10 protein-coding genes and 1 pseudogene are annotated in these 12972 nt (G+C 70.5%); 1 reads left to right on the plus strand and 10 read right to left on the minus strand.

Annotation, left to right across the window (positions count from 1 at the left end; translation table 11 throughout):
- Window positions 1-126: 126 nt before the first annotated feature.
- A pseudogene (locus E1295_RS24670) lies at window positions 127-521 on the plus strand (RNA-guided endonuclease TnpB family protein); the annotation flags it as partial.
- Window positions 522-555: 34 nt separating this feature from the next.
- Here the strand turns inward: E1295_RS24670 and E1295_RS48940 are convergent.
- Genes E1295_RS48940 through E1295_RS24720 form a run of 10 tightly spaced genes read right to left on the minus strand, consistent with a single transcriptional unit; the run spans window position 556 to window position 12964 of the window.
- Window positions 556-2640: a hypothetical protein gene (locus tag E1295_RS48940; RefSeq protein ID WP_166427393.1), complete on the minus strand. Its 2085-nt coding sequence runs from the start codon at window positions 2638-2640 to the stop codon at window positions 556-558.
- Window positions 2637-3623 carry a DUF5605 domain-containing protein gene (locus tag E1295_RS24680; RefSeq protein ID WP_132633106.1) on the minus strand — a complete coding sequence of 329 codons (987 nt, stop codon included), beginning with the start codon at window positions 3621-3623 and terminating at the stop codon, window positions 2637-2639. Before E1295_RS24680 ends, E1295_RS48940 begins: the two co-directional genes overlap by 4 nt.
- Before the next feature lie 11 nt (window positions 3624-3634).
- Window positions 3635-5035 (minus strand): DUF5060 domain-containing protein, encoded by a 1401-nt coding sequence (locus E1295_RS24685; RefSeq protein ID WP_132633108.1) that lies wholly within the window; start codon window positions 5033-5035, stop codon window positions 3635-3637.
- Window positions 5032-6480, minus strand: coding sequence for an ABC transporter substrate-binding protein (locus E1295_RS24690; protein WP_132633110.1), 1449 nt, complete (start codon window positions 6478-6480; stop codon window positions 5032-5034). Before E1295_RS24690 ends, E1295_RS24685 begins: the two co-directional genes overlap by 4 nt.
- Window positions 6481-6493: 13 nt before the next feature.
- Window positions 6494-7654, minus strand: coding sequence for a sialidase family protein (locus E1295_RS24695; protein WP_166427394.1), 1161 nt, complete (start codon window positions 7652-7654; stop codon window positions 6494-6496).
- A gap of 17 nt (window positions 7655-7671) precedes the next feature.
- Window positions 7672-8715 (minus strand): sialidase family protein, encoded by a 1044-nt coding sequence (locus tag E1295_RS24700; RefSeq protein ID WP_132633114.1) that lies wholly within the window; start codon window positions 8713-8715, stop codon window positions 7672-7674.
- Window positions 8712-9761, minus strand: a complete 1050-nt coding sequence (locus tag E1295_RS24705; RefSeq protein WP_132633116.1) for an ABC transporter ATP-binding protein — start codon at window positions 9759-9761, stop codon at window positions 8712-8714. Before E1295_RS24705 ends, E1295_RS24700 begins: the two co-directional genes overlap by 4 nt.
- A complete protein-coding gene (locus E1295_RS24710; RefSeq protein WP_132633118.1) occupies window positions 9758-10774 on the minus strand; it encodes an ABC transporter ATP-binding protein in 1017 nt (338 codons plus the stop codon). Before E1295_RS24710 ends, E1295_RS24705 begins: the two co-directional genes overlap by 4 nt.
- Window positions 10775-10780: 6 nt before the next feature.
- Window positions 10781-11959, minus strand: a complete 1179-nt coding sequence (locus E1295_RS24715; protein WP_132633120.1) for an ABC transporter permease — start codon at window positions 11957-11959, stop codon at window positions 10781-10783.
- A gap of 6 nt (window positions 11960-11965) precedes the next feature.
- A complete protein-coding gene (locus tag E1295_RS24720; RefSeq protein ID WP_132332102.1) occupies window positions 11966-12964 on the minus strand; it encodes an ABC transporter permease in 999 nt (332 codons plus the stop codon).
- Between the last annotated feature and the right edge of the window lie 8 nt (window positions 12965-12972).

Here is a 12972-nt window from a genome sequence, read left to right on the forward strand (position 1 = left end):
ACCCGCCGCGAGGTCATCCGCTGCCTCAAACGCTATGTCGCCCGCGAGGTCTACGCATTGATCAAAGCAGCGACAGCCGACCACGCTCCTGACCCAGCCTGACCACTTGACGAACATAGGGGCATCCAAACGATCGCCGTGGAAGACCTGACCGTCCGCACCATGGTGAAGAACCACAGCCTGGCCCGCGCCATCTGCGACGCCTCGTGGCGGGAGATGCGCTCCATGCTGGAGTACAAGGCCGCCTGGTACGGGCGCACGCTCGTGGCGGTGGGCCGCTGGTTCCCCTCCTCCAAGCTGTGCTCGGCGTGCGGGGCCCTGCAGGAGACGATGCCGCTGAAGGTCCGGGAGTGGAATTGCGCCTGCGGCGCGGTCCATGACCGGGACGTCAACGCGGCCAGGAACGTGCTCGCCGCCGGGCTGGCGGAGAGCTGAAACGCCTGTGGAGCTGGTGTCAGACCTCAACGAGAGTCCTCTCGGACGGGCAACCGGCTGTGAAGCAGGAAGCCTCACGGGCGACCGTGGGGATCCCCCTCGTTTACGAGGGGGAGGATGTCAAGACACCTTCCTCATGCGCAGTGCGTGGTGGAGGGGCAGGGCGATCACCCAGGACGGGTTCCACGTGTTCGCCTCGCCCTTGCGCTGCCAGTTGGTCTGGAAGAACCCTTCGCCCTGCTCGCCAGGGACGTCGAAGCCCCAGTCGCCGGGTTCGGTGCAGATGCCCTGGCCCATGGCGTGCAGGATCGTCCCAGCCCGCTCGGCGTACCGCGTCTCGCCGGTCATCAGGCCGAACTCCATCAGTTCTGACGTGGGGAAGAACACGTCGAGGTGGTGGTTCTGCACGCTCACGGCGGGCCAGCCGCACGCCTGGAAGCCGCGCCGCTCGAACGTGCTGCCCGCGTCGAACTCGGGCGACCACACGTAGACGAACGTCAGCAGCCAGTCGGCCGCCGTCCGCGCCCACCGCGCGTACGTCTCCCGCCCGGTCAGGCGGTAGAGCTCGAAGGCGGCCTGGAAGTAGTACATCCCGGCCTCCTTGTCCTCCCCGGAGGCGTCGAGGGTGGCGTGGGCGAAGGGCCGCTCGAACGTGGCCGCGTACAGCCGGTGGTAGCGGCCGAGCAGCTCCTCCGCGCGCCGCAGCCACACCTTCTCCCCGCCCAGCCGGTACGCGCCCAGCAGCGCCTGCACGCACGCCACCCCCGCCGCGGTCACCATGGGCGTGAACGGGTCGCCGTCCGGGGTCCAGCCGAGCGGGACGACCCCCTCCGGCAGCCGGGTCCGCCAGAAGAACGCGGCGGCGTCCTCCACCGCCTCCTCCCAGTCAGGCGGCACCGGCAGGCCCGCCTCGCGCAACCGCAGCGCGAGCTCGGCCAGGTCGGCGACCGTCTCGCCGTGGGCGCGGCTGGAGACGAAGGCGGCGCCGTCCTTGCGGAACGCCTCCCACCTGTCCTCGTCGAGCAGGTAACGGCCCTGCCGCAGCCCGCGTACGGACGTCCGGCTGCCCTCGACGTAGAAGGCGGCGGCCCGGCGGGCCCGCTCGACCCGCTCCGGCTCGGCGCGGGCGAGGCCGAGGTCGGCGTCGCAGCGGGCCAGTTTCATGCACTGGCCCGTCCAGCCGTACAGGTAGGAGCGGGGCTTGCCGGGCCGGGCGCCGTCGTAGGCGAGGTAGCCGTCGCCCGCCCGGCGCGCGTCCATGGCGTTCGTCTTGAGCCGTACGATCTCGTCGCGGGACAGCGGCCTGGCGCCCTTGTCCCGGTAGAGGTCCGTGTGGACGAGGGTGGTGAAGCCGAGGCCGCGCGGCTCCACCGAGCCCCAGTCGAGCGTGTGGCGGGTGGTGATGGTCTCGCCGGGCGCGAGGTCGCGGTAGCCGACGGGCCGGTCCGCCACCTCCGCCTTGCTGACGTAGCAGACGTCCGGCTCGCCGTCGAAGGCGATCACGCCGGTCATCGCCGCGACCGTCAGGCCCGGCGACCGTACGACGCCGAGCGAGCCGTACGCGACCGTGCCGTCGCCGAGCCTGGCCGGCGCGGGGTGGGCGAAGAGGCTGAGGTAGCGGCCGTCCCATGCGGCGTTGACGGCGGGGATGGGCAGGCGGTGCTCCTCGCCCACGAACCCCTCGCGCGGCACCTTCCTGCGCGGGTCGGACGAGGGGTTGCCGTTGTAGAGCACGCCGGGCATGGTGACGTGCGCGTCCGTGGTGGGCAGCGGCAGCAGCAGGCCGGCCGCCACGTCGGTGACCTCGTGCTCGGCGTCGTTGCGCCAGGTGGTGGTGAGGGTGAGCAGGCCGCCGGAGGTGAAGGCCAGCTCCAGCCGGGCGCTCAGCGGGCCGAGCCCGGCCGTGACCACGACGGTCCCGCCCGCCGTACGGACGCGGACGGAGTCGCCGAACGCCGGCTCGATCCGCCACGGACGGCCCGTGGAGGCGGTGAGCATGCCGCTCAGCGGCGCCCGCAGATGCGGCCCGTCCTCGTCGTGGCGGCGCGGCGGCAGCTCGGGCCCGTCCGCGTCGCGGCGCCGCGGCAGCTCGGGTCCGTACGTGTCGCGGCGGCGCAGGAGCAGTTCGGGCCCGCCCGCGCCGGCCACCACCTCGACGATTTTCCCGCCCGGTTCCTCGGCGGCCATGAGAACGTCCGCCGTCATGGCCGCCGCCGGATCCTGACGGCCTGGCCGACCGTCCCGGGCAGCGGCACCGTGATCGTCCCGCCGTCCAGCACCCCGAGCGGCGTGACGGTCATCTCCCAGGTGTCGATCACCTCGACCTCGTACCGGCCCTGCGGCACCTCGTACGTCCTGTCGGGGAAGCGGTGCTCGCCGCAGTACTCCAGGTAGAACTCGCCGGGCACCTCCAGCATCGGCGCGTCCCGGTCCTGGTAGCGCGCCTCGTCCGGGGTGCCGGCGACGACCTGGCGCAGCAGTGCCAGCCGGGGCACGGCGGCCCCGGTGAGCGTGCCGCCGTCCTGCGACCACGTCAGCCCGTCGTCGTCCACGTACGACTCGCCGTGCGTCAGGTGGCGCCGGCGCACCGACCCGTCCCAGGCCATGGTGACGACCTTCTCGGGCGGCAGGCTCAGCGACGGGTCCTCGGCGTCGCCCTCGTACCCGCACATGTCCATCAGCACCGGCTTGTGGTGGTCGCGCGTCGCCACCCACGCGTCGCGCGGGCTCGGCGCGCGGACGCTGCCGTGCGTGAACGTGCGCCGCCACAACAGTGGCGAGCCCGCGGGCACGGTGATCGAGCGCGGGTGGTGGCCGGGGTCCTCCTCGGCCACCAGGTCGGCCAGCCCCACCCAGTCGTGCTCGGTGAACGCCGGGAACCGCGAGGGGTCCTCGGCCAGCGACCACCACACGTTCGGGTGCGCGGACAGGCGCGGCACCACGTCCCGCACGTAGCGGCGGGCGGTCTCGACGTCGGAGACGCCCTCGCCGGGATGCATGAGCACCAGTTCGGCGGTCACGCCGATCCCGGCCAGCTCGGCCACCCGCTCCTCCAGCGCGTCGAGGGAGCACCGCGTGGCGAACGCCGCCATCCGCACCCGATCGAACGGCGACGACTCCAGCGCGGCGAGGGTCCGCGCGCGCCGCTTCTCGTCGTGCAGGTGCCAGCCGAGCGCGGTGGTCGCCATCGGCCCGATCCTCATCGATCTCCCACTCTCGTCATCCGCAGCGCCAGGTACGGTCTGCGCGGCAGCCCGACCCGCACCCGGTCGCGGTGCACCCCGTCGACCGGGGTGACGGTCATGTTCCAGGTGTCGATCAGCTCGACCTCGTACGCGCCGCCCGCCGGCAGGTCCACGGTGACCTGGGCCGGTTGCCGCCGCCCCAGGTAGCGCAGCAGGGTGCCGTCGCCGCGCTGCTCCATGACCGTGCGCAGGAAGGCGATCCGCGCCGGGCTCTCGCCGTACAGGGCGCCGCCGTTGCCGATCCACGCGCGGTCCTGGAAGCCGGCCAGCGACTCGCCGTGGCCCACGTAGCCGCCGCGCGTCACGCCTTCCCAGAACCGGTCCACCAGCTCCTGCGCGGTGACGTTGCCCCAGCGTTTGCCGATGTTCCCCTCGTAGGAGATCTCGTCGATCACGACAGGCTTCGGGCAGGCCGCCAGCCAGGCGTCCGTCGGGGTGGCGTCCCAGTGCTGGATGCTCTGGTGCGTGATCCACGGCTTGGTGAAGTCGTACAACGACGCGACCTCGAACATGCGGGTCCCGTTGTGGATGGAGCGCAGGTGCTCGTACGGGTCGTGGCGCACGATCGTGCGCAGGATGTCGTCCCAGTCGGTCACGGTCTTGGCCCGGTTGAAGTCGTACTCGTTGGCGGCCGACCACCACACGTTGCGGTAGGCGGACAGCCGGGCGACGACGTGGCGCACGAAGGCGTGGTCGGCCTCGCGGCCCATGTCCTGGAACCCGCGCACGCCGCCGTCGTACGGGTGGAAGAGGATCACGTCCGCCTCCACGCCGATGTCGCGCAGGTCGCGGACCCTGGCCTCCAGGTGGCGGAAGAACACCGGGTTGTACCGGGTCACGTCCAGCCCGCCGGGGTCCTCGCCGGCGAACGGCACCTCCGGCGGCGTCATCGGCCCCGTCGGCAGCACGCACATGCGCAGCTTGTTGAACGGCGACGACGCGAGCGTGCGCAACGTCCGGCGTTCCCGTTCCTCGTCCATGTCGTGCGTCCAGTGGTACGCGGTCGTGCCGAACGGCAGGTACGGCGTGCCGTCCGCGTACTCGAACCCGGTGCCGGCGGCCCGCACGGGGCCGTGGTTGCCCGGGCCGGGCGGCCCTGCCTCGAAGCCGCCCGAGCATCCGTCCAGCTCTTCCACGTTGCTGACAGTCGTGAACCGCCACGGACCCACCGCGTCCGGCATGAACCGGACGCGGTAGACGCCGTCCCCGTCGTAGAAGCCCTCGGCCTCGACGACGCGGTTGCGGTACTGGTACCGGGCCGACAGGCGGACGTCCGCGAAGGGGTTGCCGCCTGACGGTCCGGCCAGTTCGATCTCGTGGACGCCCCAGCGTTCCACGGTGGTGGAGAACGTCACCAGTCCTTGCCCGCTTCCGCCTGCGCCTTGATGTAGTTGGGGATGTCCTGCTGCTGGGAGAGGGTCAGCGCCTGCTCGGGCGTCCCGCCGTCGCGCAGGATGTGCTGGCGGTAGACCGACCACAGCGGCAGGTCCCAGTATTCGGTGTTCTCGTAGTTGGAGATGGTGGCGTTCTCGCCCCAGTAGACGGCCGAGGCGTCGATCTTGGCCAGTTCGGGGACGGCCTTGCCGAAGCTCCGCACGACCTCGTCGGTCTGCAGGACCGCCTTGAGGCCGTGGCTGGACAGTTCGGTCTGGCCCTCCTCGGAGACCAGCCACTTCACGATCTGCAGGGCCTGCTCCTTCTTGGGCGAGGACGGCGGGATGAACGCGGCCCGCGTGTTCGGCTGGTAGGTCGTCGTGGAGCCCTTCTCGAGCACCGGGACCGCGCTGACGCCGATGTCGACGCTCTTGGCGTACTCGGCGAAGGACTCCTCGTCGCCGTCCTCGATGAACAGCTCGCTGCCGGCGTACATGTTGAGCCGCGACAGCGTGTCGACTGCCATGGCCAGGTGGCCCGGCTGGCTCATGTCGCCCTTGAGGAAGTCGGTGACGGTGGTGAACTCGTTGCGCGGGATCTCCAGGAAGCGGTACAGGTTGTCGACGTACGCCTTCCAGGCGTCACTGCTGATGTCGACCTTGACGTCCTCGGGCGCCGGCTCCTCGCTCGACGTCGGCAGGAACGGGTAGAGACCGGCCTGGTTGAAGTCCAGGTACTGGTCAGGGTGCTGCATGTAGCCCTTGTAGTGGTCCAGGCCGTCGTCCGCGGTCAGCCGCTTGGCCTTCTTGTACGCCTCGTCGTACGTCATGCCGGGCTGGGGGTGCTTCACCTTGAACTTGTCGAAGATCTTCTTGTTGTAGAGCAGCACGTGCTCGTCGATGAACAGCGGCACGCCGTAGATCCCGCCGTCCGAGCGCGACCTGGTCAGCTCCACCGCGGCCTGGTTCAGCGTGCTCAGGTCGATGCCGGCCCGCTCGAGGTCGGGGGTGAGGTCGCCGACCCAGCCCAACGGTTCGAGGTCGCGGTCGATGCGGTTCTTCGGGTCCTCGATGATGATGTCGGGGACGACGCCGGCGTTCTTCAGCTCCTCGTAGCGCACGGGCAGGTCCCACGTCGCATATTTGATCTTGACGTTGGGGAACGCCGCCCGCAGCTTGTTCCCGATGACCTCGTCGAAGACCCTCGTGCCCTCCCGGGTGTCCTCTGTGATGGTCGACTCGAACGGCTTGTAGTTGGCGGCGAAGACGAACAACTCGTCGTCACAGACGCTGAACGGCACGTCATACTGGTTGGGCACGTCCTTGCAGGCGGCCTGCCGCGACGAGGTCGCACTGGCGGCGGCGGGGACTGCGGTCGTGACGGCGAGGGTGAGCGCGAGCAGCGCGAAGCCGCGGGACTTCTTCATCAGGTGGGTCTCCTCAGGGCTGTTTCGCGGGCGAGTAGCTGCACCGGCGCACCACGTCGCGCCGGACGCCGTTCTTGAACTCGGTGATCGTGTGCTCGGGATAGTTGGACAGCAGGCCCACCGCGTCGCGGAGGTACGGCTCGTTGAAGACCACGTGCCGGATGTTGTTGCGGTTGTAGGAATAGACCAGGTGGATGAAGCCGTCGCCGCTCTGCGTCAGCACGGGATAGGTGAACTGCGGCCCCGACTGCGCCTCCACGTCGACGGAGTGCTCCCACGTGCGGCCCTTGTCGGGCGAGAGCGACAGCCGCATGGGGGAGCGGTGCTCGACCCACGGGTTGTAGGCCAGCACGAGCTTGCCGTCGTCCAGCTTGAGCGCGGCGACGCGGGAGTTCGGGTTGCCGATGGGCTCGGCCACGGGAGCGCTCCACGTGCGGGCGAAGTCGGTCGAGTCGCTGGTGTAGATGGCGCCGTCGCCGGTGCGCAGGTAGGCGCGCAGCCGACCCGGCTCGACCTCCACGACGGTCGGCTGGATCGACCCCTCAGGCGTGCGGATCCAGTCGCCGTGCTCCTCCGGGTACGCCTTCCACGACGACATGTCCTGGCTGAAGACGTAGAAGCCGGAGCTGGAGCCGCCCTCGTCGTAGATGGGCAGCAGCACCTCGCCGTTGGACATGCGGATCGGGTTGGTGCCCACCATCCATCCCCACTCCTCGCGGATGGTGACGGGGTCGCTCCAGGTCTTCCCGCTGTCGTCCGAGGTGATCAGCCGGATCGGGGCCTGCTCCCAGCCGTGGCCCTCGATCGTCACGAAGAACAGGTGGAGCCGCTTGCCGTCCGACCACAACACGGGGTTGCCGTCGGCCTTGCCCGCCTCGTCGAACACCACCTCGGGCGCGGACCACGTGCGCTTGCCCGCCGCCAGCCGCGACAGGTAGAGCGCCTGGTCGGGCGCCCCTTCCGTGGTGCCGCCGTAGTAGACGGTCAGCATGTCGCCGTTCGGCGCCTGCGCCAGCCCGGCCGCGTGCACCTTCGGGACGTCGGGGTCGGGCGCGGCGACGTCCTGGCGGCAGGCGTACGAGCCGGTAGGCTCCACCCGTACGTCGCCGTCCCCGGCACCGTCCGCGAGGGACGAGGGGAGCGCCACGGCCACCGCCGCGACCCCGTATAACATGCTCTGCCGAAGTTTCATCACAGGCTGATCTCCAGATGTTTGATGGTTTTGCGCAGGTAGGAGAAGGCGACGTCCACGCGCCCGTCCCCGCCGTCGATGACGCTCGGATAGGAGTAACCGAGCTCGTTCTGCCAGTACTCGTCGTCGGAGTCCTGGAGGACCTGCCGGTACGGCCAGCTCTCGCCGCCGTCGTCCGACACCGCGAGCACCAAGGGGGTGCGCAGCGCCTTCTTGCGCTGCCTGCCGTTCTTGACCACCCACCGGTACTCACCGCGCTCCAGGCTGGCGTCGTTGTGGACGAGCGCCAGCCGTCCGTCCCCGAGCTTCGTGAGCTGGACGGAGGAGTCGTTGTTCGGCAGGCCGGTGCGTTCCGGCGCCGACCAGGTGCGGCCGTCGGCCGAGGTGGAAGCGTGGATCCGCCCCGCCCGCCGGTCGCGGTACATCGCCAGCAGCCCTCCGCCGGGCCGCTCGGCGATGGTCATCTGCACGAGGTCGCCGCTGCCGGGGACCGCGTGCTCGCTCCACGTACGGCCGCCGTCGTCGCTGACCTGGACCACGCTGCGGTCGCCCGCCTTGCCGCAGTGGTAGGCGGGCAGCAGCCACGTCCCGTCCGCCAGGACGACCGGCGGGTGCCGGACGAAGACGCCCGGCTCGGAGAAGAGCACGTCCGGCTCGCTCCAGGTGCGGCCCGCGTCGGCCGACGCCCTGACCACGACGTGGGCCGTCGTCTGGTCGTACGGTTCGCTGGAGGTGTGCAGCAGCCGGACCAGCCCGTCGCCGCCGTCGAACAACACCGGGTTCTGCTCGCTGCGCAGCGGGTCGGCGGCGACGAGCAGCGGCGTCTCCCAGCGTTCGCCGGCCAGCCGGGAGACGACCACGTCCGTGCCGGGAGAGCCCTCCTCGGGGCCGCTGAACCAGGTGCACAGCAGCTCGCCGTCGCGCGTGCGCAGCAGGTTGGCCGCGTGGTTGTCCGGGCCGTGCGGCGCGGGCAGCAGCGCCTCCCGCGCGCCGGGCAGTGTGGCCGACGGGCGCAGCACGCCGTCGAAACGAGGGTCGGTCATGCGCTCACCTTCGGGTCCTCGCGCACGTCCGGGTCGGGGACGCCGCGCAACTCCAGTTCCTCCGCGAAATGGCAGGCGACGCGGCGCCCTCCGACCTCGCGCAGCGGCGGCGGGTCCGTGCGGCACACGTCCCTGGCGTACACGCAGCGCGGGTGGAAGGGGCAGCCGGGCGGCACGTGCGCCGGGTCGGCGATGTCGCCGAGCAGCTTGATGCGCTCGCGGCGCTTCCTGGCCGCCGGGTCGGGGTCGGGCACCGCCGACAGCAGCGCCTCGGTGTAGGGGTGCAGGGGGCGCCCGTACAGCTCGCCGGTCGGGCCCTGCTCGACGACCTTGCCGAGGTACATCACCGCGACGACGTCGGCGACGTGCTCGATGATGCCGAGGTCGTGGCTGACGAACAGGAAGCCGAGGCCCGACTCCTCCTGCAGGTCGGTCAGCAGGTTGAGGATCTGGGCGCGGACCGACACGTCGAGCGCGCTCACCGCCTCGTCGGCGACGACCAGCCGGGGCGACAGGGCCAGCGCCCGCGCGATCCCGACCCGCTGGCGCTCGCCGCCGCTGAAGGCGTGCGGGTAGCGGTCGGCGTACTCGGGGCGCAGGCCGACGCGGTCGAGCAGCTCGCCGACACGGGTGTGGATCTCCTCCTTGCTGCCGTACCCGTGCGCCCGCATCGGCTCGCCGATGATCTCGCGCAGCGTCTTGCGGGGGTTGAGCGACGAGTGCGGGTCCTGGAAGATCATCCGCACCTGCCCCCGGTACGGCTTGAGCTCCTTCTCCTTCAGTCCCGCCACGTCGATCACCGAGCCGTCCGGCCGCCGGTAGAGCATGCGCCCGCCGGTGGGGTCGTGCGCCCGCACGATGCACCGGCCCAGCGTGGTCTTGCCGCAGCCGGACTCGCCGACCAGCCCGAGCGTGGTGCCCTCCTCGATGGTCAGGTCCACCGCGTCCACGGCCCTGACCGCGCCGACCTGCCGGCCGAGCAGACCGCTGCGGATGGGGAAGTGCTTGGTCAGCCCTTCGAGCCTGAGCAGGGGTTCCGTGCTCATCGCCGCTCCTCCTGCTCCTTGTGCTCGTCGTCGTAGAGGAGGCAGGCGACCTCGCGGTCGCCCACCGGGATGCGGCTCGGGGTCACGGTGTCGCACCGGCCGGCCATGACGCTGTCGCAGCGCGGGTGGAACGTGCAGCCGCCCGGCCGCGCGAACGGCGGCGGCACCATGCCCCTGATCGCGGCCAGCCGGGTCCGCGAGGCGCGCCCGAGCCGGGGCATCGAGCGCAGCAGCGCCTGCGCGTACGGGTGTCTGGGCGCGGAGAGCACCTGCTCGGCGGCGCCGTACTCGACCACCCGGCCCAGGTACATGACGGCCATGCGGTCGGCCACCTGCGCGGCCACGCCGAGGTCGTGCGTGATCAGCATGATCGCCATGCCGAACTCCGCCTGCAGGTCCCGCAGCAGCTCCAGGATCTGCGCCTGGGTGGTCACGTCGAGCGCTGTCGTCGGCTCGTCGGCGATGAGCAGGCTCGGGCGGCACGACAGCGCCATGGCGATCATCGCCCGCTGCCGCATGCCGCCGCTCAGCTCGAACGGGTAGGCGTCGACCCGGTGCCGCGGCTTGGGGATGCCGACCCGGTCGAGCATGTCGATCGCCCGCTCGCGGGCCTCCGCCTTGCCGACGTTGTCGTGCAGCCGGACCGCCTCGACGATCTGGCTGCCGATGGTGTGCACCAGGCTCAGCGAGGCCATCGGCTCCTGGAACACCATCGCGATGTCGCGCCAGCGGACCTGCCGCAGCAGGCGCTTGTCCGCGCCGACCAGCTCGACGGGTCCGTCCTCCCGGTGCAGCGTGATCCGCCCGCCCTCGATCTGTCCCGGCGGGTCCACCAGGCGCAGGATCGAGCGGGCCATGACGCTCTTCCCGCAGCCGGACTCGCCGACGATGGCCAGCGTCTCGCCCTTGCGCACGCGCAGGTCCACGCCGTCGACCGCGCACACCACGCCGTCGTCGAGCAGGAAGTGGGTGCGCAGGTCCTCGATCTCAAGCAGCACGTCGTCTGCGGGCACGCCTGCTCACCTCTCCGTCGCCATGTTGATGGTCGCGCTCGCTCGTCGCCCCGCGCGGCGCCAGAAGGGCTTCCTTCTCCGGGCTCCGCCGGCCGACCCGTACGGGTCGGCCGCGTCTCTCAAGCCGTCTCCGAAGAAGTTCATGGCGACCACGACGATCACCACCGCGACGCCCGGCGCCAGCAGCCACGGCGCGTTCGCGACGACGCGCACGTTCTGTGCGCCCTCCAGCAGCACGCCCCAGCTCACCGCCGGCGCCTGCAGCCCCAGGCCGAGGAAGCTCAGGCTGGTCTCGCCGAGGATCATGGCCGGGATGGCCAGCGACAGCGAGGCGATGATGTGGCTGGCGAACGACGGGATCATGTGCCGGAAGATGATCGACAGCCGGCCGACGCCGTCCAGGCGGGCGGCGGTGACGAAGTCCTCCTCGCGTAGCGACAGGAACCGCCCGCGCACGTCCCGGGCCAGCCCGGTCCACCCGATCAGCGACAGCAGCACCGTGATGGCGAAATATCGGGTCAGCGGCCCCCAGTCCGTGGGGAGCGCGGCCGACAGCGCCATCCACAGGGGCAACGTCGGGATCGCCATCAGGAACTCGATGACCCGCTGCACGACGTTGTCGACGCCGCCCCCGAAATATCCGGAAATGCCGCCTATAAGCATGCCGAGTAAGAAGCTGGCGGCGACCCCGACCAGCCCGATCGACAACGACACCCGGGCGCCGTGGATGAGCCTGGACAGCAGGTCCCTGCCGTTCCCGTCGGAGCCCAGCAGGAAGACCGGCTCGCCTTTGGTGACCGGGCCGATCAGGTGGATGTCGGACGGGATCAGGCCGAGCAACCTGTACTCGTCGCCGTGCACGAACAGCCCCACCCTGACCACCTTGGCGGGGTCCTCGGTGTAGGTCTGCGCGTACGTCGTCGCGTCGCGTTCGGTCGTGTACCCGTAGACGTGCAGGCCGTGCTCGCCCGAGTACCGCATCATCTGCGGCGGCGCGTACGTCATCGACGTGTTCGCCGTCGAGCTGGACATCGGCGCGAAGAACTCCGCGAAGATCGCCACGAAGTACACCGGGATCAGGATCGCCGCGCCGGCCATCGCGAGCCGGTGCCGGCGGAACTGCCGCCACATCAGCCGCCACTGCGGCAGCGTCCCTACTTCCTTCTTCGGTCGCCTGAGGAACATGTGGCGCTACTCTCTCTTGTACCGTTTGCGGATTCGCGGATCCCACCAGGCCAGCGCCAGGTCACTCACCACGGTGCCGACCACGGTCAGCGTGCTGAGAATCATGATGAAGCTGCCGACCAGGTACATGTCCTGGCTCATGACCCCGCTGAGCAGCAGCGGGCCCCCCGTCGGCAGGCTCATGACGACCGACACGATGGTCTCCCCGCCGATGAGCCCCGGGAGCAGCCAGCCCACCGTGCTGAAGAACGGGCTGAGCGACATCCGTACCGGGTACTTCAGCAGCAGCTTCCACTCCGGCAGCCCTTTGGCCCTGGCCGTGTGCACGTAGGGCCGGTAGAGCTCGTCGAGCAGGTTCGCCCTGGTCACCCGGATCATGCCCGCCGTGCCGGACACCCCGATGACCAGGATCGGCACCCACAGGTGTCCCATCAGGTCCAGGACCTTGCCCAGGTTCCAGGCCGCGTCCTGGAACTCGGGCGAGAACAGGCCGCCCACGCTCGCGCCGAAGTAGCGGAACCCGATGTACATCAGGACCAGCGCCAGCATGAACTCGGGGACCGCCATCCCGATGAAGCCGAGGAAGGAGAACCCGTAGTCACCCCAGGAGTACTGCTTGACCGCGCTGTAGATCCCGATGGGGAACGCGATCGCCCAGACCATGAGCAGGGAGCTGATCGACAGGATCGCCGAGAGCGCGACCCGCTCACCGATGAGCGTGGCGACCGGCTGATTCCAGGCAAACGATTGACCGAAGTCGCCGTGGAGCAGGATCGCGGTGATCCAGCGCCAGTACTGCAAGAAGATCGGATCGTCCAGGCCGTAGCGCAGCCTGAGGTTCTCGATCTCCGCCGGAGTGAGGCCTTCGCCGCCCGCCTGCGCGTTCGCGATCAGCGTCGAGACATAGTCGCCCGGCGGCAGGTTGATGATGACGAAGGCGGCGATCGAAATCGCCCACAGCGTCACCACCACGTACAGCAGGCGGCGGCCGAAATAACCCAGCATGCCGGCGC

The organism is Nonomuraea mesophila, assembly GCF_004352805.1.
In the GTDB taxonomy this organism is placed as follows: domain Bacteria; phylum Actinomycetota; class Actinomycetes; order Streptosporangiales; family Streptosporangiaceae; genus Nonomuraea; species Nonomuraea longispora.